Annotated in this window: 17 protein-coding genes and 2 rRNA genes; 5 read left to right on the forward strand and 14 right to left on the reverse strand. The window is 41.4% G+C overall.

Annotated features, from left to right (window positions below):
* The first annotated feature begins 77 nt into the window (after positions 1-77).
* From MKL32_RS13865 to MKL32_RS13875, 3 genes are all read left to right on the forward strand, one after another.
* A 23S ribosomal RNA gene (locus MKL32_RS13865) occupies positions 78-2,968 on the forward strand.
* 187 nt (positions 2,969-3,155) lie between these two features.
* Positions 3,156-3,270 (forward strand): 5S ribosomal RNA (gene rrf / locus MKL32_RS13870).
* 396 nt (positions 3,271-3,666) lie between these two features.
* Entirely contained in the window at positions 3,667-4,965 is a 1,299-nt protein-coding gene (locus MKL32_RS13875) for a hypothetical protein (protein WP_042893529.1), read from the forward strand.
* Between the two features lie 306 nt (positions 4,966-5,271).
* On the opposite strand, the gene MKL32_RS13880 is transcribed toward MKL32_RS13875, so the two are convergent.
* The 5 genes from MKL32_RS13880 to ribF all read right to left on the reverse strand — a co-directional run bounded on the left by MKL32_RS13880 (position 5,272) and on the right by ribF (position 10,828).
* A complete protein-coding gene (locus MKL32_RS13880; protein ID WP_005403814.1) occupies positions 5,272-5,814 on the reverse strand; it encodes an NADPH-dependent FMN reductase in 543 nt (180 codons plus the stop codon).
* Positions 5,815-5,918: 104 nt separating this feature from the next.
* On the reverse strand, positions 5,919-6,401 hold the full coding sequence (locus tag MKL32_RS13885) for an FKBP-type peptidyl-prolyl cis-trans isomerase (RefSeq protein WP_004907359.1): 483 nt from the start codon (positions 6,399-6,401) through the stop codon (positions 5,919-5,921).
* Positions 6,394-6,933 carry a signal peptidase II gene (gene lspA / locus MKL32_RS13890; RefSeq protein WP_004907358.1) on the reverse strand — a complete coding sequence of 180 codons (540 nt, stop codon included), beginning with the start codon at positions 6,931-6,933 and terminating at the stop codon, positions 6,394-6,396. Before lspA ends, MKL32_RS13885 begins: the two co-directional genes overlap by 8 nt.
* The gene (ileS, locus tag MKL32_RS13895; protein ID WP_270900672.1) at positions 6,926-9,763 is read right to left on the reverse strand and encodes an isoleucine--tRNA ligase; all 2,838 of its coding nucleotides are present in this window, start codon (positions 9,761-9,763) and stop codon (positions 6,926-6,928) included. Before ileS ends, lspA begins: the two co-directional genes overlap by 8 nt.
* A gap of 63 nt (positions 9,764-9,826) precedes the next feature.
* On the reverse strand, positions 9,827-10,828 hold the full coding sequence (ribF, locus tag MKL32_RS13900) for a riboflavin biosynthesis protein RibF (RefSeq protein WP_004907352.1): 1,002 nt from the start codon (positions 10,826-10,828) through the stop codon (positions 9,827-9,829).
* Between the two features lie 207 nt (positions 10,829-11,035).
* Between ribF and MKL32_RS13905 the strand changes: the two genes are divergently transcribed.
* Positions 11,036-12,169 carry a TDT family transporter gene (locus MKL32_RS13905; protein WP_005403817.1) on the forward strand — a complete coding sequence of 378 codons (1,134 nt, stop codon included), beginning with the start codon at positions 11,036-11,038 and terminating at the stop codon, positions 12,167-12,169.
* A gap of 67 nt (positions 12,170-12,236) precedes the next feature.
* Positions 12,237-12,803 (forward strand): 5'-methylthioadenosine/S-adenosylhomocysteine nucleosidase family protein, encoded by a 567-nt coding sequence (locus MKL32_RS13910; protein ID WP_270900673.1) that lies wholly within the window; start codon positions 12,237-12,239, stop codon positions 12,801-12,803.
* Positions 12,804-12,848: 45 nt separating this feature from the next.
* Here MKL32_RS13910 and MKL32_RS13915 read toward each other — a convergent pair whose 3' ends face one another.
* The 9 genes from MKL32_RS13915 to MKL32_RS13955 form a co-directional block, all read right to left on the reverse strand.
* On the reverse strand, positions 12,849-13,460 hold the full coding sequence (locus tag MKL32_RS13915) for a TetR/AcrR family transcriptional regulator (RefSeq protein ID WP_004956922.1): 612 nt from the start codon (positions 13,458-13,460) through the stop codon (positions 12,849-12,851).
* 202 nt (positions 13,461-13,662) lie between these two features.
* Positions 13,663-14,454, reverse strand: coding sequence for an ABC transporter ATP-binding protein (locus MKL32_RS13920; RefSeq protein ID WP_075696867.1), 792 nt, complete (start codon positions 14,452-14,454; stop codon positions 13,663-13,665).
* A gap of 13 nt (positions 14,455-14,467) precedes the next feature.
* The gene (ssuC, locus tag MKL32_RS13925; RefSeq protein WP_004956915.1) at positions 14,468-15,259 is read right to left on the reverse strand and encodes an aliphatic sulfonate ABC transporter permease SsuC; all 792 of its coding nucleotides are present in this window, start codon (positions 15,257-15,259) and stop codon (positions 14,468-14,470) included.
* Positions 15,256-16,431, reverse strand: a complete 1,176-nt coding sequence (ssuD, locus tag MKL32_RS13930) for an FMNH2-dependent alkanesulfonate monooxygenase (protein WP_005403819.1) — start codon at positions 16,429-16,431, stop codon at positions 15,256-15,258. The genes ssuC and ssuD overlap by 4 nt, the downstream gene beginning before the upstream one ends.
* 32 nt (positions 16,432-16,463) lie before the next feature.
* On the reverse strand, positions 16,464-17,450 hold the full coding sequence (locus MKL32_RS13935) for an aliphatic sulfonate ABC transporter substrate-binding protein (RefSeq protein WP_151760339.1): 987 nt from the start codon (positions 17,448-17,450) through the stop codon (positions 16,464-16,466).
* A 12-nt stretch (positions 17,451-17,462) separates the two neighbouring features.
* A complete protein-coding gene (locus tag MKL32_RS13940) occupies positions 17,463-18,455 on the reverse strand; it encodes a sulfonate ABC transporter substrate-binding protein (protein ID WP_151834281.1) in 993 nt (330 codons plus the stop codon).
* A gap of 309 nt (positions 18,456-18,764) precedes the next feature.
* Positions 18,765-20,120 carry an amino-acid N-acetyltransferase gene (gene argA, locus MKL32_RS13945; RefSeq protein ID WP_039048105.1) on the reverse strand — a complete coding sequence of 452 codons (1,356 nt, stop codon included), beginning with the start codon at positions 20,118-20,120 and terminating at the stop codon, positions 18,765-18,767.
* A 111-nt stretch (positions 20,121-20,231) separates the two neighbouring features.
* A complete protein-coding gene (locus tag MKL32_RS13950) occupies positions 20,232-20,612 on the reverse strand; it encodes an RcnB family protein (protein WP_005403823.1) in 381 nt (126 codons plus the stop codon).
* 149 nt (positions 20,613-20,761) lie between these two features.
* Positions 20,762-21,508, reverse strand: coding sequence for a YciK family oxidoreductase (locus tag MKL32_RS13955; protein ID WP_039048106.1), 747 nt, complete (start codon positions 21,506-21,508; stop codon positions 20,762-20,764).
* Positions 21,509-21,535: the final 27 nt, after the last annotated feature.

A 21,535-nucleotide genomic window follows, 5' to 3' on the forward strand; every position in this document is an offset into this window, starting at 1 on the left:
AGACAACAAACCAGTAGCAATTAAGTTTGCAACGATAACACTCACTTGTATGTGTTAACGACTGTTTGGGGTTGTATAGTCAAGTAATTAAGTGCATGTGGTGGATGCCTTGGCAGTCAGAGGCGATGAAAGACGTGATAGCCTGCGAAAAGCTCCGGGGAGGCGGCAAATATCCTTTGATCCGGAGATTTCTGAATGGGGGAACCCACCCGCTATAAGGCGGGTATCATAAACTGAATACATAGGTTTATGAAGCGAACGAGGGGAAGTGAAACATCTCAGTACCCTTAGGAAAAGAAATCAATTGAGATTCCCTTAGTAGCGGCGAGCGAACGGGGAGCAGCCCATTAAGTTATGTGTGTTTTAGTGGAACGCTCTGGGAAGTGCGAACGTAGAGGGTGATATTCCCGTACACGAAAGGGCACACATAATGATGACGAGTAGGGCGAGGCACGTGAAACCTTGTCTGAATATGGGGGGACCATCCTCCAAGGCTAAATACTCCTGACTGACCGATAGTGAACCAGTACCGTGAGGGAAAGGCGAAAAGAACCCCTGTGAGGGGAGTGAAATAGATCCTGAAACCGCATGCATACAAGCAGTGGGAGCCGACTTGTTCGGTGACTGCGTACCTTTTGTATAATGGGTCAGCGACTTATATTCAGTAGCGAGGTTAACCGAATAGGGGAGCCGTAGAGAAATCGAGTCTTAATAGGGCGTTTAGTTGCTGGGTATAGACCCGAAACCAGGCGATCTATCCATGAGCAGGTTGAAGGTTGGGTAACACTAACTGGAGGACCGAACCCACTGTCGTTGAAAAGCCAGGGGATGACTTGTGGATAGGGGTGAAAGGCTAATCAAGCCTGGTGATAGCTGGTTCTCCCCGAAAGCTATTTAGGTAGCGCCTCGGACGAATACCATTGGGGGTAGAGCACTGTTTCGGCTAGGGGGTCATCCCGACTTACCAAACCGATGCAAACTCCGAATACCAATGAGTACTATCCGGGAGACAGACTGCGGGTGCTAACGTCCGTAGTCAAGAGGAAAACAATCCAGACCGCCAGCTAAGGCCCCAAAATCATAGTTAAGTGGGAAACGATGTGGGAAGGCATAGACAGCTAGGAGGTTGGCTTAGAAGCAGCCACCCTTTAAAGAAAGCGTAATAGCTCACTAGTCGAGTCGGCCTGCGCGGAAGATGTAACGGGGCTAAAACTATGTGCCGAAGCTGCGGATTTGACATTAGTCAAGTGGTAGGGGAGCGTTCTGTAAGCCGATGAAGGTGTATTGAGAAGTATGCTGGAGGTATCAGAAGTGCGAATGCTGACGTGAGTAACGACAAAACGGGTGAAAAACCCGTTCGCTGAAAGACCAAGGGTTCCAGTCCAACGTTAATCGGGGCTGGGTGAGTCGACCCCTAAGGCGAGGCCGAGAGGCGTAGTCGATGGGAAATTGGTTAATATTCCAATACTTCTGTGTAATGCGATGAGAGGACGGAGAAGGTTAAGTCAGCCTGGCGTTGGTTGTCCAGGTGGAAGACCGTAGGCATGCATCTTAGGCAAATCCGGGGTGCTCTATGCTGAGAGTCGATAGCAAGCTGTACTTGTACAGTGAAGTGGCTGATACCATGCTTCCAGGAAAAGTCTCTAAGCTTCAGTTACACAGGAATCGTACCCGAAACCGACACAGGTGGTCAGGTCGAGTAGACCAAAGCGCTTGAGAGAACTCTGCTGAAGGAACTAGGCAAAATGGTACCGTAACTTCGGGAGAAGGTACGCTGCTGACGGTGATGGGACTTGCTCCCTGAGCGGTTGGCAGCCGCAGAAACCAGGCCGCTGCAACTGTTTATTAAAAACATAGCACTCTGCAAACACGAAAGTGGACGTATAGGGTGTGATGCCTGCCCGGTGCTGGAAGGTTAATTGATGGGGTTAGCGTAAGCGAAGCTCTTGATCGAAGCCCCAGTAAACGGCGGCCGTAACTATAACGGTCCTAAGGTAGCGAAATTCCTTGTCGGGTAAGTTCCGACCTGCACGAATGGCATAATGATGGCGGCGCTGTCTCCAGCAGAGGCTCAGTGAAATCGAAATCGCTGTGAAGATGCAGTGTACCCGCGGCTAGACGGAAAGACCCCGTGAACCTTTACTGCAGCTTGACATTGAACTTTGACCTTACTTGTGTAGGATAGGTGGGAGGCTTTGAAGTTGGAACGCTAGTTCCAATGGAGCCGTCCTTGAAATACCACCCTGGTAATGTTGAGGTTCTAACTCTGTCCCGTAATCCGGGACGAGGACCATGTCTGGTGGGTAGTTTGACTGGGGCGGTCTCCTCCTAAAGAGTAACGGAGGAGTACGAAGGTGCGCTCAGCGTGGTCGGAAATCACGCGTAGAGTATAAAGGCAAAAGCGCGCTTAACTGCGAGACCCACAAGTCGAGCAGGTACGAAAGTAGGTCTTAGTGATCCGGTGGTTCTGTATGGAAGGGCCATCGCTCAACGGATAAAAGGTACTCTGGGGATAACAGGCTGATACCGCCCAAGAGTTCATATCGACGGCGGTGTTTGGCACCTCGATGTCGGCTCATCTCATCCTGGGGCTGAAGCAGGTCCCAAGGGTATGGCTGTTCGCCATTTAAAGAGGTACGCGAGCTGGGTTTAGAACGTCGTGAGACAGTTCGGTCCCTATCTACCGTGGGCGCTGGAAATTTGAGAGGATCTGCTCCTAGTACGAGAGGACCAGAGTGGACGAACCTCTGGTGTACCGGTTGTCACGCCAGTGGCATCGCCGGGTAGCTATGTTCGGAAGGGATAACCGCTGAAAGCATCTAAGCGGGAAGCCTACCTCAAGATAAGATTTCCCTAGGAATTTATTCCTCTAAAGAGCCGTTCGAGACTAGGACGTTGATAGGTTGGGTGTGGAAGCACGGTGACGTGTGAAGCTGACCAATACTAATTGCTCGTGAGGCTTGACTATACAACACCCAAACAGTTGTTGTATTCAAGATAAATTCAATACACAACTTGATTTAGTGTATAAACTAGTTAAAATGCTGAACACAAAGTTAGACTCAATATCTAATCCGTTAATAACTCTTTGGATCGTAAGTAAGGCAAACATTATTAATTAATGTGAATAAGACCCGAAAACACCACAACAGTTTGCTGGCGACAATAGCAAGAGTGAACCACCTGATCCCTTCCCGAACTCAGAAGTGAAACCTCTTCGCGCTGATGGTAGTGTGGCGTTTGCCATGTGAGAGTAAGTCATCGCCAGCTTTTAATTCTAAACACCCCCAACCTAACGGTTGGGGGTGTTTTTTATTGCGTGGTTGAAAATTTAAATAAATAAAAATAAAGTGAGTTATGATCTCGGTGAGAAATGAGCAAATATGACTGTTGAAATAAGGCGAGCAGAGCCATTAGATGCTAAAGAAATAAAAAAAATTTATGACGGAATAAACTAAACTTAACTATGTGAATAATTCAAATTAAATCTCTATCTATATGCAGGCTTAAAATCAATGTTATAAATTAATAATGCAAAATGATCTTGATGCAAATTTTACTATTTTATAATCTAATCAAGATATAGTTAAAATAAGAAATCCACCACTTATATTGCATTTAGGTGGTTATCTCGTATAACTACAATTGATTCTCTAGGAGAAATAAGTGGCATCTGTATTATCTGATCTTGACGAGCTTGTTTTAAAGTGCCGAGACCAAAAGGCTAAGAGTTATATAAGGGAAGCTGTTGCTTGCTATAAAGCAGGTGCTTTTCGTTCTGCAATCGTTTCAACATGGATTGCTGTGTCTTTTGACATCTTAGATAAGTTAAAAGAGTTATCTCTTGCTGGCGATAAGGAAGCTGAAAGACAAATTGAATCTTTTGACAAAGCTAGGAGAATTGGAGATGTTGCAAACTCATTAAAATTTGAAAGAGAGATATTAGTAGTTTGTAGAGATAAGCTTGAGTTGATATCTCATGTAGAATTCATTGATTTGAACCGTTTGCAAGAAGATCGCAATAGGTGTGCTCACCCATCTATGGCATCAGATGGAGAGGTTTTCAATCCGTCAGCTGAACTTGCTAGAATGCATATAAGATCAGCTGTAGAGCATTTACTTCAATATCCACCAGCTCAAGGAAAATATGCACTAGATTCTCTAACTTCAGAGGTTGAGTCAGAGTATTTTCCAACTGACGTTAAAAAAGCTGTTGTAGCATTTGAAAGTAGTCCATTGAATAAAGCTAGAGATAGTTTAATTCGGAATTTCACAATTGTCCTTCTAAAAAAACTAATCAATGATGCTAAGGATTACAAGGAAATATATAGAATTTCAACAGCTTTAAATGCAATAGAGGTTATTCATCGAAAGCTTTATAGAAAAATATTAACAGAGAAGCTATCAAGTATTGTTAGATCTTTGGCTGTTGAAAAGCTAGATAGAGTTATTCCTTTAATAAGGCATGTTGAAGATAGCTGGTCTTACTTGGAGGCTGATATCAGGCAAAAAATCCAGACTTATGTTGAAAATCTACCAAAAGAAGAAATTGAGAATATTGATATATTTTTATCAATCCAAGGTCTGAAAAGTTTTGCAGAGAAAAGATTGAAGAAAGCAACTAGAACAGAATTAGATGAGGCAATATTCTTTGTTATCCCTCTGCAAGTAAGTGATAGAATTATTGAGTTATACTCTGAATCCCGAAATTTTGACCAAGCAAATAATTTTGCTTCTACTGTAATAAGATATGCTACTGATTACAGTAAAGAGCAAATACAGAAAATAATAAGCGTATGCGGTGATAATGATCAAATTAAACACAGTTTTGATGTTGGTTCAGTAATCAACTCAATAAGAAAGAATAAGAATGCGAATGACGACGAAATAGATGGATGGTTGGTAGAGGCAGACTTAAAAAGGTTTGCTAAGATAAAAGATAATGAAGCTGACGTTGGTAATTGATAAGGCATTATTGTGATGATGTTTGAATTTATATTAAGTGATATCTCAAAATGGCTTACTTTTTAGAGTATACGCTTTTCAAATGATTACTTATATAAAAAAGAATAGATAAAAAGAAGCTCCGTCATCCTGACGGGGCTTCTTCATATTCAGTTTATGTCGTTGATATCCTATTAACGACCGCTTCCTGCGTATCTTGTTATTTTCAATGAGACTTCCTGTCTCTTTATATTTTTTATATTAGCGGTCTAGTCGACAGTCGAATAGACGTAAATCTACCTGATCAATGTACGCTTAGACGTACAACTAAACGATATTATATTTCTGTAATTTGGCAACGAGTGCTGCTAATCCTTTCACTTCAAACTCATTAGCTTCAAAATTGTCGTCTTTATTACGTTTAAAGATGTCGCGAATTTCAATCACTGCATTTGGATCAATAATTCCTAAGCTTGAAGTTACTTGACGAATTTGGCTAATTGAACGTGAACCATTGGTTGAACCATAGCCGATAAAAGCTGCTGTTTTGCCTTGCCATTCTTTACCGACATAATCCAAGGCATTCTTCAGTGCTGGACTATAGCCATGGTTATATTCAGGGTTAATAAATATGAATCCTTGTGCTTGTGCAATTTTATCTGCCCAAGCCTGCTGTTTAGGTTGGTCATAGATACCTGTTGCAGGTGGGTGAGCACCTGCAAATAACGGTAAATCCCACTCTTTAAGATCGACGATTTCTGTTTGAAGATTATTTAACGCGAGTTCAGAGATTGCTTGTTGTACCCAGTTTGCAACTTTAATTGCAGTCCGACTTTCACGAACACTGCCGACAATAATATAAATGAGCATATTTAAAATCCTATGTGTTATTGCTTTGATTTAAAAATGAATGTTTCTATGATCTTATACAATTCTTTAGCGTTAAAAAAAGCTCTCATTTGAGAGCTTTTGTGTTACATCAATTTGATGCCTTGCTGACCTGCTGGGGTCACTTTAAAGATTTCAACTTCAAAGGTAATGTTTTTACCAGCAAGTGGATGATTAAAGTCAATCTCTGTGATGTCATCATTGACTGATTTTACGATGCCAAACAAGGTTGCTTTAGCTTTATCTTCAAATTCAATCATATGCCCGATGATAGGACGTTGTTCAAACTTCACGGTATCAAAAGTTTGAATATTTTCAGGATTCCATGGACCAAAAGCATCTTCTGGCGGTAAATGTACAGTACGACGATCGCCTGCACGTAAACCAAATAATGCTTTTTCAAATCCTGGGAGTAGGTTGCCATCCCCAATGACTAGACTAACAGGCTCTTCACGACCACGGGTATTATCAATTTCAACACCATTTTCGATCGATACTGAAAAATGTAAATCAACTTTTGAACCATCTTCAATCCGAATTTCTTCGTTTGGTTGGATAATTTCAGACATTTTTTGTTTCCGCATTTTGGATACGTTTCTTTTCAAGGAAGAAAGTATCAATAAGTAGCAGGATTGTTCCTAAGGTAATCGCACTATCTGCAATATTAAAAGCAGGGAAGTGACTGTCTTGATAATAGACATGAATAAAGTCAACGACATAACCCAATGAGACGCGGTCTATAAGGTTGCCTATAGCACCACCGAGAATTAATGCAATTGCCATCGGAAGGATGATCATTTTTTTTGGCATTTTCATTAACCAAAAAATAAAGATAATCGAGACAAAGCCTGCTAAAGAAGTAAAAAAGTAACGTTGCCAGCCACCAGCATCAGAAAGAAAACTGAATGCAGCACCATAGTTATGCAGTAATGTCCAATTCAGGAAAGGTAATACAGGAACAGGATCGGCATAGTTTAAGTGTGTACTTGCAATCCATTTTGTCCATTGATCTAACACAATGGCAAGGACTGAAAGTCCAAGCCACATGAGATTATGAGGATAAAACTGGAACAAGCCTTTTTTTGCTTGTGTATTAGGCATACTTTCTCACTTCGCCACTACCAGTGACATTGACGATACAACGAGCGCATAAACCAGCATGACCAACGTGGGTATTCACGTCTGGCAATACATGCCAGCAACGTACACATTTTTCACCATCAGCCGCAGAAACTTTGACACGTAATCCTGTTAAGTCAGTGCTTTCACCTTGTTCAGCATACGGGTAAACGATGACTTGAGACGTGATCAAGACGAAACGTAATTCATCAGCCAACTGATTTAATAATGTTTGTAATGCTTCATCTGCCCAAAGTTCAACTTTTGCAGATAAGTTACTACCAACAAGTTTAGCGTTACGTGCTGCTTCAATCTGTTTATTTACTGCTGATTTTACGCTAATCAATGTTTGCCAATCTGCTTCTGAAAGCAAGTTTGCTGTTGATGCCGTTGGGATGTCATACCATTCAGCAGTAAATACATATTTCTCAGTTTGCTCTGGGATCAATGGCCAAGCTTCTTGAGCAGTAAAGCTCAGGATTGGTGACATCCAGCGCACAAAAGCTTGTACTAAATGATACAGCGCAGTTTGTGCTGAACGGCGAGCTTGTGAATCTGCTTTGGTGGTGTACTGACGATCTTTGATGATGTCGAGATAGAAACCACCTAAGTCATTGATACAGAAATTGGTCAATGCGTTAGTTACAATGTGGAAGTTCATCTCTTCATAGGCTTGCTGAATGGTTTTTTGTACTTCAGCAGCACGTTGCAAGATGTATTGGTCTAATGCGATCAATTCGTTTACAGGTAAAGCATCTGTTGATGGCTTGAAACCATTTAAGTTTGCCAACAAGAAACGTAACGTGTTACGGATACGACGATAACCATCAGACGCACGGCTAAAGATTTCTTTACCTGCGGTCATTTCATATCGATAGTCAGCCGAAGCAATCCAGAAACGTAAACCATCTGCACCCATATCTTTGATGATGTCTTGTGGGGTGATGATGTTGCCTAATGACTTAGACATTTTACGACCTTTCTCATCCACGACGAAACCGTGAGTGAGTAGACCTTTATACGGTGCACGTTCATTAATCGCAATTGAAGTTAACAATGACGATTGGAACCAGCCACGATGTTGGTCTGAACCTTCAAGATATAAATCTGCAGGGTCTTGTAACTCTTCACGTTCACGCAACACTGCATAATGTGTAGTACCTGAGTCAAACCAAACGTCAAGTGTATCGCGTACGGCATTGTACTGTTCAGCATCTGCGCCAATGAAGTCGCTAGCATCGCGGTTATACCAACCATCAATACCTTCTTGTTCGATCAGTTTAGCGACTTCTTCAATGAGTTCAGGTGTACGAGGGTGTAATGCATTAGTATCTTTGTGTACAAAGAATGGGATTGGTACGCCCCAAGTCCGTTGACGTGAGATACACCAGTCAGGACGACCTTCGATCATCGATTGAATGCGATTTTTACCCCAATCTGGAACAAATTCGATGTCATTCTCAATCGCATTTAAAGCAGTTTGACGCAAACCTTTGGCATCCATGCTGATAAACCATTGTGGTGTTGCACGGAAGATAATCGGTGTTTTATGACGCCAGCAATGTGGATAGCTATGTTTAATCGGCTGATGTGCCCATAAACGACCTACAGCACCCAAAGCTTCGATAATTTTTGGATTGGCTTTGTAGATGTGCTCACCCGCAAAAATCGGTGCAGTTGGTAAATATACGCCATTACCACCAACTGGATTATCGACTTTTAGATTGTATTGCAGACCGACTTTATAGTCGTCCACACCGTGTCCAGGAGCAGTGTGTACCGCACCTGTACCGCTAGTCGCAATTACGTGCTCACCAACAATTACTGGGACTTGACGATCAGTAATTAAAGGATGTTGTAATAATAGCTTCTCAATGACAGCGCCTTTAAAATCAGCCAATACAACTGGATTTTCGAGCTTGTAACGTTCGATTGCTGATTCAACTAAATCTTTGGCAAGAATGAAGTTTTGTGAGCCTCGTTCAGTACTTACTTGTACCAGTTGGTAGTCAATGTCGGCATGTACTGCAACAGCTTGGTTGGCAGGTAAAGTCCACGGTGTAGTTGTCCAAATGACAATATCAGTCACATCTTGAACATCAATACTTAGACGTGCGCTTAAATCTTTAAGATCAATGACGGTGAAACCTACATCAATTGCATCAGATTTTTTGTCTTCGTATTCAACTTCTGCTTCTGCAAGTGCAGAACCACAGTCCAAACACCAGTTCACAGGCTTCAAACCTGGTTCAATATGACCCGCTTTAGCAATCGCACCCAAAGAGCGTACTATGTCAGCTTCTTGTTTGAAGTTCATGGTGAGGTAGGGATTATCCCAGTCACCAAACACGCCCATACGCACGAAGTCTTTTTTCTGTAACTCGACTTGTGTGTAAGCATATTCACGGCAGGCTTTGCGGAAGGTAGATGCGTCGACCTTGATACCAACCTTACCCACTTTCTCTTCTACTTTAAGCTCAATCGGTAATCCGTGACAGTCCCAACCAGGAACATAGGGTGCATCAAAGCCATCCATCACGCGGCTTTTGATGATGATGTCTTTTAAAACTTTATTGACTGCATGACCTAAGTGGATTTGACCATTGGCATATGGAGGGCCGTCATGAAGTACATATTTTTTCTTGCCAATACGCGATGCGCGAATCTGCTGATAAATGTTGTCGGCATACCACTCTTCTAACCATTTGGCTTCACGCACAGCCAAATTTGCTTTCATTGCAAATTCAGTATCAGGCAAATTGAGTGTGGCTTTATAATCCACTGCATTTTCAGGAGTTTGCTTATCGCTCATGCAAGTTTTCTTCCAGTTTTATCAGTCTAAACTGACATGTTCTACAAAAATGAAATTTAAAATTTAAAAAGGAAATTCTGGTGTGCGCTTACGATAGTCTCGTAGTTTTTGCACATCATCATCAATCCCAGCTTTGAGTGCTTCAAGCGAAGGGTAATTCAGTTCGCCATGTAAATAGTGAAGAAAAGTTACCCGCATCAATAGGCCATACAGATTAGCAGAAACATCAGGGAAATGTACTTCTAATCGCCACTCTGGATGATCTTGTTGAATAGCTGGACGTGTCCCGACATGACCTGCACCAAACAAACTATCAGCTTGATAACCAGCAATTCCATTCAACTCAGTATCTATATGTTGAATTTTGGCTGTGAGAGAAGCATTCTCACATACCACGTCCACCGCATAAATACCACTTAAACACGGTTTATGGCGATTTAAACGGACATTAATCGTTGGAAAATCAAGGGTACGTCCAATCTGATCGCCATATTGCACACGACCTGTAATGCTGTATGGACGACCCAATAATTTAGCAGCTAAAGCAAGATCACCTGCTTGTAAAACTTGGCGAATACGAGTTGAACTCACACGTTCACCATTTAAAGCCACCGTATTTAAATTAGTGACGTCAAATCCATAATCGCGTAGGAATTCGCTATTGCCTTGGCGGTCTTTACCAAAATGAAAGTCATCACCTAATACTAAGCTTTGAGCATTGAGTTTTAATTTGAGTAACTCAGCAAATTCGGTTGCATTAAGACTTCTAAAATACTGATCAAACTTGGCGACAGCAATATAATCCACCCCTAACTCAGTTAAATATTCTACTTTTTCTCTGAGCGAGCTAATACGTGGTGGTGCGTCATAACCTTTAAAAAATTCAAGCGGTTGTGGCTCAAAAATCATCACTAATGTTTTTAAGCCTTTGGCATCAGCCAATGTTTTCAGTTGAGCAATCATCGCTTGGTGACCCAGATGGACACCATCAAAATTGCCAATCGTTACCGCGCTCGGAGGTAACTGAAAATCTGGCGATAATGCGTTGAGACGAAGCAACTTCATGGGCGTTAAATTCAGTGAATTTTGCAAAGGCTATATATTGCCATATTCTCAGCGATTCGTCTTGTTGTTGTGTTTTTACGCAAGGAAATTTCAATATTTAAACGCAATATATCATTTTTATTGATTCATTAAATAAAAATAAATCAGTTTTTCTTATTAATTGGGTCGCTTAAGATAGCTTAATCGCCGCTATAGATCGAGAAAAAGATGAAAAAGCCATTTTATCAGCTAGAACAAAGCAGAGATGTGATTCGCCATTTTACCCCAAACTGGTTTACTGCAACCATGGGAACAGGTGTGGTCGCGATGATTTTAGCACAGCTGCCTTTCGCTTCATCAATCTTGTTTATGCTTGCGACTAAATTATGGCAGTTCAATATCTTATTATTTATCACTTTCAGTATCCTTTATGGCTTGCGTTGGATTCTATTTCCGACTGAAGCAAAACAGATTTTTAACCACCCAAACATGAGTTTGTTTTTAGGTGCGATACCGATGGGACTAGCGACGATTGCGAATGGTTTCCTGAGCTTTGGGGTGCATTTATATGGTGATATTGCGGTTCAGATAGCGACTTATCTTTGGTATCTCGATGTATTTTTTGCGGTGCTGATTGCCTGGGTGGTGCCATTTTGTATGTTTAGCTGCCAGGACCATCAATTGCAACGCATGACTGCGGTTTGGTTGTTGCCAATCGTGGCATGTGAGGTGGCTGCGAGTTCTGCAGGGTTACTATTACAGCATTTGGCGGCTGATCAGCACGCTTTAGCGATCTTGATCATGGGTTATGTGCTGTGGGGGATTTCTGTATTGCCTGCTTTTGCAATCTTAACCATTTTAATGTTACGTCTGGCTTTGCATCAGTTGCCTGAAAAAGAAGTCGCGATTTCTAGCTGGTTATGTTTAGGACCGATTGGAACAGGGGCAATGGCTTTGTTGTTACTCGGTCAGCAAGCTCCACGTATTTTGAATGCTGCTGGATTAGAAGAATTGGCGACAATAGTGCCAGCCTTAGGTGTCATTGGTGGCTTGGTGTTATTGGGCTTTGGCTTGTGGTGGTTTGGCATCGCAGTTTTAACGACTGTACGTCACGCGCGTACAGGGATTCCTTTTAACCTTGGTTGGTGGGGGCTGACTTTCCCATTTGGTGTATTTATTTTAGCGATCTTTAATTTGGCGCATCAGTTACAGTTCAATTTCTTTACGTATATTGCTGTAGCTTTGAGTATTGTTTTGCTAGCGTTATGGGCTTTGGTGATGAAAAAAACAGTGGTTGGTGCATATAGTGGTCAACTATTTTTCTCTCCTTGTTTGGTCGCCTTACAGCAAAAGATGCAATAAGATAATCGTTGTGCAAGAGCACACCTTTTTATGTGTGTTGGCTTTAATCTGAATAGAGTATGTGGTTATGAATGCTGATGTTGCTTTGATGATGGCACTGCCAAATGAATCAAAAGGTCTATTTGAGCAAGCTGGAATTGAAGTTCACTATAGTGGTATCGGTAAAATTAATGCAGCATTCAAGGCATTTGAGGTAATCCAAAAAACGGGATGTAAAACCTTGATCAACTTGGGTAGTGCTGGGAGCTCTCATTTTAATGCACATAGTTTAGTTGAGGTGACGACTTTCGTGCAGCGTGATATGGATGTATCACCCTTGGGCTTTGCGGTCGGGGTCACGCCTATGGATGAACATTTACCTGCTGAGATTCATACACCAGCCTATTTTGAATATTTACCTAAAGGTATTTGTGGTACAGGCGATTCATTTGAAACTGGGGTTCCAAAGGTTCATTGCAATTTAGTAGATATGGAAGGTTATGCTCTGGCAAAGGTATGTCAAAAACTTGGTGTGCGGTTGATTTCCGTAAAATATATTACGGATGGAGCAGATGATACTGCTCATTTAGACTGGGAAGAAAACCTATTGGTAGGAGCACAAAAACTGCTCGCTTTGTATCAAGTTCACTTCTAATAAAAAAGCCCATCGATCGAGATGGGCTTTTTTTAATGGGCTAATTTAGCGAGGGATCACACCATAAAGCATCATGTGCACGGTATGTTCAATCGTGCGTTGGTACATGCTGCGATTGCGTAAAGTTTTGCCTGTCACCATCTCCATTTGTGTAGCAAAATCCGCATAATTCTGCGTAATTGCCCAAATGTTAATAATCAACAGTTCTGCATCGATTTCTTTTGAGATTTTTCCTTGTTCTTGCCAAGTTTGGATCACTTTAGTTTTGCGTTTAAACAACTTTTTTAAAGGTCCTTTTAAGATCGGCAAGATATGTGGAGCACCTTGGATGATCTCTAAAGCAAACAAACGAGATGCTTTAGGTTGGTCGCGTGAGCTTTCGAGTTTTTGAATGAGATAGTCAGTAAGTGCTTGAGTAGGCTCAAGTTCTGCTTCTAAAATTTGCAAAGGTGCAAGCCATTTCTGTAATACAGTTGTCAGCACCTCAACATAAAGCGATTCTTTATTTTCATAGTAATAGAAAATATTCGATTTATGCATATTTGCAAGTTGTGCAATCTCATCCAAACTTGCGCCGCTGAACCCATAGACGGAAAAAACATCTAGGGCAGCATTCAGCAGTTGATTGCGCTTTTGTGTACTTTTTTTCTGTTCCATCTGCGAGCTTGATTCAAAAAATGTCCTTGACATTGTAAGATAAATTCATATATCTGTGCACAAGAACACATTTTTTTTTAGCAAAAATCGTTCAGTTCTTAGATTAACGGTAAAAACTGACCATTTTGGGTATCTTCTGCCGCTTATTTTGTAGACAAAAACAGAACGATCAGTCATTTTTCTTAGTCGTAAAACATATAGCTCAAGTGGCTAAAACAGCCTCTAAAACCTGCTGTTCTAGGCGTGTGAAGGCAATATTCTTAACGCGTGGACGAGCTAAATCTACGTTGAAACTCTGTTTAATGTGACCTTGATCGAGCAAGATAATACGATCTGCCAGTTGAACGGCCTCACTAACATCATGGGTCACTAAAATAGCGGTAAAACCTTGCTCATTCCAAAGTTGTTCGATGAGATTTTGCATCTCTAATCGTGTGAGCGCATCTAATGCACCTAATGGCTCGTCCAGTAGTAGAATGCGAGGCGCATGCGATAGAGCACGCGCTAAAGCAACACGTTGACGTTGTCCCCCTGAAAGTTGAGTGGGCCAATGTTCGGCTTTATCTTTTAAGCCCACTTTTTCTAGCAATTGCTCGGTAAATTTATATTTTTCTTTGGCTAATCCAAGTTGCGTATTTTTCAATACACTTTTCCATGGTAGTAGACGTGGATCTTGAAACATGACCCTAATATCAGCATTGGTAATCCCTTCTCTAAAATGGCGTGCAGATTGATATTTGATTTCGCCATAACTTGGTTTTTCCAGTTGGGCGATTAAACGTAACAATGTGCTTTTACCACAACCACTACGTCCAACAATTGCAACAAATTCACCTGCTTGAATATCTAAATCTAGATCTTCTAATACTTTGACATCACCATAATATTTATAGAGTTGCTCAATTTGAATAGCAGCCCCATTGCTATTGTCATCCTTTGATAGTGAGTCTTGGGTGCGAGATTCACTTAAGAATTTTAGGTTGAGATTCGTCATAAATTGATCCTTTTTATTTTTGATAGCCTGCATGCCAACGCAATAAATAACGTTCTAATATCTGTGCAAAAACATCAGCTAGTTTTCCAAGTAGGGCATAGAGCAAAATGCCGACCAAAACGATATCTGTTTGTAAAAATTCACGTGCATTCATAGTCATATAACCAATACCAGATTGCGCTGATATCGTTTCAGCTACGATCAGAAGCACCCAAACCAAGCCGAGTGAAAAACGAAAACCGACTAAAATCGAAGGCATGGCCCCAGGTAAAATAATTTCTTTATACAGTTGCCAGCGACTCAGACCATAACTTTTTCCCATTTCGATTAGTTGAGGGTCAACAGAACGAATACCGTGATAAGTGTTGATATAAATTGGGAAAAACACACCGACTGCAACTAGAAATAATTTGGCTGTTTCGTCAATACCGAACCATAAAATAACCAATGGAATCAGTGCTAAAGCAGGAATATTGCGGATCATTTGTAGAGTGGTATCGAGTAAGGTCGATGCGATCCGTGATGAACCATTCAATAACCCGAGCAGTAGACCTAGACCGCCTCCGATGAGTAATCCTAGTAATGCCCGTCCAGCGCTGACCTTTACGTGCTGCCAAAGCTCGCCACTAATTAGTAAGTGCCAAAAGGCACTCACTACAGAGGTCGGTGCGGGAAGAACACGACTTTGCAATAGACCCGAACTTGATGCAACTTGCCATATCACGATCAATAAAATAGGGAATAGCCACGGTAAAAGATTGGTAAAAATGCGTTGTGTTCCACGTGAAACATTTTGTGTAGTCATACGGTCTCCTTATTTAACACTTTAGGCTGTTTGGCTTCGGGCACATAATTGTTGGCAATGATTTCTCCGAAGGGGCCTGTTAAATGAGGTTGTGCAAGTTTCTCTCGTGTTCTTAGTGGCAATAACGGAAACACCAATTCTGCAAAACGGATTGATTCTTCTAAATGTGGATAGCCTGAGAAGATAAAAGTATCGATACCTAACTCAGCATATTCTTGAATACGTGCAGCAACGGTTTCTGGATCACCAACCAAGGCTGTGCCTGCGCCGCCACGGACTAAACCAATACCTGCCCATAAGTTTGGTGAGACCTCCAACTGATCTTTACGCCCGCCGTGCAAAGCTGCCATGCGCTGCTGGCCGACAGAGTCCATTTGTGCAAATTTTTTCTGCGCTGCTGTAATAGTCTCATCATCTAAATATTGAATTAATTCATCGGCTGCTGCCCAAGCTTGTTGGTTGGTCTCGCGTACTATCACATGTAAACGGATTCCATAATTCAAGCTACGGCCTTTGGAAGCGGCCTTAGCTTTTAAATATTCGATTTTGTCTTTTACAGCAGCAGGTGGTTCACCCCATGTTAAATAGGTATCCACTTGTTCCGCCGCAAGTTCAGTAGCATCTTCTGATGAGCCGCCAAACCAAAGGGGAGGATAAGGTTTTTGCACAGGTGGGTACAAAAGTTTGGCATCGTCAACGCTTAAGCGCTCACCATGAAAAGTGAATGATTCACCAGTATGTGATCGGCTTAGGATTTCACGCCAAATTTTTACATATTCAGATGCCGTTTGATAACGCGTACTATGGTCTTCATATAAACCATCACCTTTGAGTTCTTGCTCATCACCACCAGTCACAAGATTCAATAAAATACGACCATTTGATAAGCGATCAAATGTGGCAGCCATTCGTGCAGCGAGTGCAGGCGTCGTGATTCCTGGTCGAAGTGCGACTAAAAATTTAAGCTGTTTTGTGGCATCGATGAGGCTTGCTGCGGTGATCCAAGGGTCTTCACAAGAGCGACCAGTTGGAATTAATACTCCTGCATAGCCAAGATTATCTACAGCAACCGCAATCTGTTTCATATAAGCATGATCGACCTGACGAGCACCCTTGCTGGTGCCTAAATAACGACTGTCACCGTGAGTGGGAATAAACCAAAAAATATTCATGTCGATGTTCCTTATGAAAGTAAAATAAGCATTTATTTGGCAGACCAGACGCTGCGCTGAACGTCTATTTGCACAGGGATCAATTGCTCTTGTTGAAATAAATCGGCAATCTCTTGTTGGTGGAGAGTTACCTCTGTTGTGAGAGGAAGTACAGGCGAAGGTTTTGGTCTTTTGTCTAAAACACGTTGAGCAACTTGACTATCTAAGCCTGTACTGCCTGCATAGATTTTTAAGGCTTGATCTTGGTGTTTTACGATCCAGTGATCTGCATCATTGATCGCATTTATGACTTTCTGTACAGCTTGAGGATGCTTCTGGATGAAATTTGGGTTGCCAATATAAAAAGAATAAGTGGTTGGGAAAGATCGCCCGTCAATCAACGTTTTGGTATGACCCTGTAATTCTGCAGTGCCCAAATAAGGTTCCCAAATTGCCCAAGCATCTACCGCTTGTTTGTCAAATGCAGCACGTGCATCAGAGGGCGGTAACCAAATGGGTTCGATATCTTGCCAAGACAATTGAGCTTTCTGTAAGGTCTTAGCGAGCAGCTCATGTGCACTAGAACCTCTTTGCACAGCAATTCGTTTACCTTTCAAATCTTGTAGTGTATTGATTTGGCTATTGGGGTGAACCAATATGGCTTGTGCAGTAGGTGCGACAACTTCATAAGCCACATAAGTTAATGGCTTGGCAGCTGCTTGAGCAAAAATAGGTGGTGTATTTCCAACAGAACCAAAATCGACAGCACCAACAGCCAATGCTTCAAGTAATTGTGGACCTGCAGGAAATTCACGCCATTCAATTTTGGCATTTGGAAAGGCTTGCTCGAATAATTTCTGTTGTCTTGCGACCAGTAGATTCAGCGAAGATTTTTGGAAGCCGATGGAAAGTGTTTTTACCGCACTATTTTCAGTAGAGCTCGCAGTGTCTGCCGACGGCTGTTCGATTTTTTGACAGCCTCCGATTGTCGCTGCCGCGATCAATAAACCCAAAATTGAAACCTTAGAAAACACCTTCATCGGGATCTCCAATTATTTAACATCGTTTTTTAGAATGGCATCTTGGATGACAAGCTGCTTTGGAATAAGTTTTTGCGCAAAAAATGCATCAGCAACGTATTGTTGTTCTTTAGCGACTTTTTCAGAGATTGGTTGAACACCGAAACCCATACGAGAGATTGATGTTTTTAAAACCGCAAATTCCAGCCCTGTCGGTTTTTCGAGTAATTTAGCTGCGTCATCAGGATGTGCTTTGACCCAGTCAGTTGTTTGATTCAGAGTGGCAACTAGAGTTTTCAAAACTGCTGGATTGGATTCAGCAAACGTACGATCAGCCAAATAGAATTGATGATTACTAACCAGATGTTCACCGTTCGCAATTACTCGAGCTTGGATTTGATGTTCTGCAGCAGAGAAGAATGGGTCCCAAATCACCCAAGCATCGACGGCACCTTTTTCAAAAGCAGCACGGGCATCAGAAGGAGGGAGATAAACGGGTTGAATGTCATTGAGCGTGAGGTTATGCGCTTCAAGCAGTTTTAATAAAAGATAATGAACGTTTGAACCTTTGTTTAAAGCAACACGTTTACCCTTCAAATCTTGTATTGATTGAATCGGAGAATCTTTCTGCACAATCAGAGCTTCAGCAGTAGGTGCAGGTGGTTGGTTTGCAACGTAAACTAAGTTAGGGTTCGCTGCTTGAGCAAAGATAGGTGGTGCTTCACCTGCTTCACCAAATACTACGCTCCCAACATTTAAACCTTCTAAGAGTTGAGGACCCGCTGGAAACTCGACCCATTTAATATTCACACCCTGAGCAGCAAGACTTTTTTCTAATTCACCTTTTGCTTTGACAATCGGCAAGATGCCATATTTCTGGAAGCCGATGTTTAATGTTGTGGTTTCTTGTTTTGTTTCTGCTTGCTGTTCAGGTTTTTTAGCACAACCAGAAATACCCAATAAGCTGCCAAGACTTGCAGCAAGAAGTGTGTATTTTAGCCATGAAGAATGCATTGAAATGTTCATAGTGGTTGTGCTCCCCGTAAATCCAAAAAGATCTAAATAAGTGAGCAACTAAACTAGAACGCTTTTTATTGCAGAAAAAATAAATAATCAGGCTTTAGTTATCAGTAAAAGTGCAAAATAGAAAAAAGAATAAGTTTAGTGATTTATTGAATAATGAAGGAATTAAAAAATCTCACCTAAGCTAATGTTTATTATATCTTTTAAATTTTCTTTAAGGTTTTAGATCAAATTAAATTAAAACAATAATCACAGTATTGAGCGATTCGAAGATATCTTTATCAGAAATAAAAATATCTTCACGTACTTGAATTAGTTCAATGCCTTTTTAAACACAAGTGAATTTCTTTGATAATTATAGAGCGCTTGGCGAGCGTTGGGTAAGTCATCCACAGTGGCAGGAAGAAATCCTTGCTCTAAAAACCAGTGACCTGTTCGAGTGGTGAGAACGAATAATTGTTGTATACCTTGCTGTTTGGCTTTGCTTTCCAAGAATTGCAGAATTTGGCTGCCACGATTGGATTTTCGATAGCTAGAATCGACTGCAACACAGGCAATTTCCGCTGAACGAATTTCATCGTCCTGTGCAGGTATTGGATACAATGCAGCGCAAGCCAAGATCATGCCATCTCGTTCAATCACTGCAAATTGTTCAATCTCACTCTCAAGACGTTCCCGAGAGCGATAAACCAAAATACCTTCTTGTTCGAGTGGACGAAGTAGATTAATGAGACCACCAACATCATGGATATTGGCAATTCGAACTTCTTCATAATGTGCATCGGTAATCATGGTACCTATACCATCACGAGTGAATAACTCCTCGATCAATGCGCCATCATAAGCATAAGAAATTAAATGTACACGATGAACCCCTGATAAAGAGGCTTGTTGAGCTTGTTTTAAATGTAATGAAAATTCAGGATTATCTGCTTGGAACTGTTGAATATAAGGTTCAAGTTGACGAGGGCTTAGTTCACGAAGCAAGTGCTGTTTTTGATTCATTAAACCTTGTTTTTCACCCAAGAAAATAAGTTTATCGGCTTTAATCGCAGTTGCGGTTTTGGTTGCAACCTCCTCAGCCAGTAAATTAAACACCTCACCTGTGGTGGAGTAGCCTGTCGGTCCTAGCAATACAATATTGTGATTATCTAAATGACGCTGAATTGCATCTGTATCGATTGAACGTACATCACCTGTCAGTTGGAAATCGATACCATCACGAATACCATAAGGTTTTGCGGTGACAAAATTACCCGATACAACATCAATACGGGCGCCGTACATCGGTGAGTTCGCAAGACCCATAGACAGGAGTGCTTCGATTTCTAAGCGAATCGAACCAACAGCATTCATAACGCCGCGTAAAGACTCGCGTGTCGTTACACGACGATTTTGATGAAAAGGTGTTTCAATTTTGCGTTCAAGCAAATTTTGATTAATTTGAGGACGTGCACCATGTACTAGGATCAGACGAATACCTAACGAGTGCAGTAAGGCAATATCATGGATGATATGTTGGAAATTATCATGTTGAACCGCTTCACCGCCAAACATCAGGACGAATGTTTTATCACGATGAGCATTGATATAAGGTGCTGAATGGCGAAACCAATGTACATAATCTTGCGCTGTACTATTTGAAGTTTCAGTGATTTGGTTCGCCATATCGATCTCAGATTTACTGCAATTTATTTGATTCTAACCAAAAAAAGCAAAAGATAAATCTCTTAGTACTGTTGTAGCGAATTTAAATTGCTCAACTGAGGTTTCAAAGGTTTAGAAACCGACAATACGAATAATACTATTATCATCGGAATTGACTAGAATGTAGTCATTATTGATTTTATACCATTGTTCATTTCGACCCGGTTTCGGAAGATTATTTTGTTTATAATCGACTTTATAACCATTACCTCGATAATGTTGAGGCATCACATAACCTGCTTGCCAGCGATGTTGTTTCAAACGTTCAACACCACGTTCTTCGCGCATACGACGTTCACGCATACGATTTTCATTATCCGAGTTATCTAAACCACGACCTTGCCAACCACCTCGCGCGTCTTCTCCGCGATCAAAGTGTGGACCTGCGATGCTGTTCATACTACTTAATACAGCGGTTGAACCTAAAACAAAGATAATGAAAATTTTTTTCATGATGCACCTTAGTGACTTCGGATGTCTCTCATGTGAAAACTGTAACTTAAAAATGCAGAGAAACTGTGAAGATCAATTCATGATTCGTTTAAAACTATGAAGATTCCTTCAGCAGCCTCTCTCACTCATCCATTAGAATTTTTATCATTCTAGCTTTGAGCATCTATGCTTTGACCATTCATTTCTAAACTGTCATCACCCATCAAATATAAATAGGCAGGCATGATGCTATCTGGTGTTGGTAAAACCTTCGGATCCTCTTCAGGATAGGCTTTTGCTCGCATGGCTGTTCGCGTCCCACCAGGATTGATGCAGTTGAATCGAATATTCGGATAAGTGTTTTCAGCTGCAAAAATTTTACTCATCGCTTCAATAGCGACTTTTGAAACGGAGTAAGCCCCCCACAATGCACGAGCTTCTCGACCTACACTTGAACTGGTAAATACAACTGAAGCGCGATCAGACTTTTCGAGTAAAGGTAATAATGCTTGAGTTAATGCAAAAGGCGCTCTTAGATTAACGGCCATAACATCATCCCAAACATCTACAGGATAATGTGCTAATTCGACGCGATCACCTAACATGCCTGCATTATGTAAAATACCGTCTAAACGACCAAACTGTTGCTCGAGCGTGTCGACCAATAGCTCATAGTCATGGCTTGATGCGGTAGACAGCTGTAAAGGTAAAATTGCAGGTTGAGGTGCACCTAAGCCCTCAATTTCATCATAAATAACTTCAAGCTTATTCAGTGTGCGACCATGTAATACGACGGTTGCGCCATGCAAGGCATAACTAATAGCAGCCGCACGCCCAATTCCATCACCCGCACCTGTAATTAGAATAATGCGGTCTTTTAATAGATCAGGATGAGGTTGATATTCTGAATATTTCATTGTTATGCCTCCTATAATTATCTTTAA

The sequence above is a fragment of the Acinetobacter sp. AOR34_HL genome, from assembly GCF_027854795.1.
GTDB lineage: Bacteria > Pseudomonadota > Gammaproteobacteria > Pseudomonadales > Moraxellaceae > Acinetobacter > Acinetobacter junii.

Coding starts and splice junctions, on each gene's coding strand:
- MKL32_RS13880 (WP_005403814.1), bottom strand. CDS start 5,814: ATGCTCATTTATATTATTGTCGGCAGTGTTCGTGAAAGTCGGACTGCA.
- MKL32_RS13885 (WP_004907359.1), bottom strand. CDS start 6,401: ATGTCTGAAATTATCCAACCAAACGAAGAAATTCGGATTGAAGATGGT.
- lspA (WP_004907358.1), bottom strand. CDS start 6,933: ATGCCTAATACACAAGCAAAAAAAGGCTTGTTCCAGTTTTATCCTCAT.
- ileS (WP_270900672.1), bottom strand. CDS start 9,763: ATGAGCGATAAGCAAACTCCTGAAAATGCAGTGGATTATAAAGCCACA.
- ribF (WP_004907352.1), bottom strand. CDS start 10,828: ATGAAGTTGCTTCGTCTCAACGCATTATCGCCAGATTTTCAGTTACCT.
- MKL32_RS13905 (WP_005403817.1), top strand. CDS start 11,036: ATGAAAAAGCCATTTTATCAGCTAGAACAAAGCAGAGATGTGATTCGC.
- MKL32_RS13910 (WP_270900673.1), top strand. CDS start 12,237: ATGAATGCTGATGTTGCTTTGATGATGGCACTGCCAAATGAATCAAAA.
- MKL32_RS13915 (WP_004956922.1), bottom strand. CDS start 13,460: ATGGAACAGAAAAAAAGTACACAAAAGCGCAATCAACTGCTGAATGCT.
- MKL32_RS13920 (WP_075696867.1), bottom strand. CDS start 14,454: ATGACGAATCTCAACCTAAAATTCTTAAGTGAATCTCGCACCCAAGAC.
- ssuC (WP_004956915.1), bottom strand. CDS start 15,259: ATGACTACACAAAATGTTTCACGTGGAACACAACGCATTTTTACCAAT.
- ssuD (WP_005403819.1), bottom strand. CDS start 16,431: ATGAATATTTTTTGGTTTATTCCCACTCACGGTGACAGTCGTTATTTA.
- MKL32_RS13935 (WP_151760339.1), bottom strand. CDS start 17,450: ATGAAGGTGTTTTCTAAGGTTTCAATTTTGGGTTTATTGATCGCGGCA.
- MKL32_RS13940 (WP_151834281.1), bottom strand. CDS start 18,455: ATGAACATTTCAATGCATTCTTCATGGCTAAAATACACACTTCTTGCT.
- argA (WP_039048105.1), bottom strand. CDS start 20,120: ATGGCGAACCAAATCACTGAAACTTCAAATAGTACAGCGCAAGATTAT.
- MKL32_RS13950 (WP_005403823.1), bottom strand. CDS start 20,612: ATGAAAAAAATTTTCATTATCTTTGTTTTAGGTTCAACCGCTGTATTA.
- MKL32_RS13955 (WP_039048106.1), bottom strand. CDS start 21,508: ATGAAATATTCAGAATATCAACCTCATCCTGATCTATTAAAAGACCGC.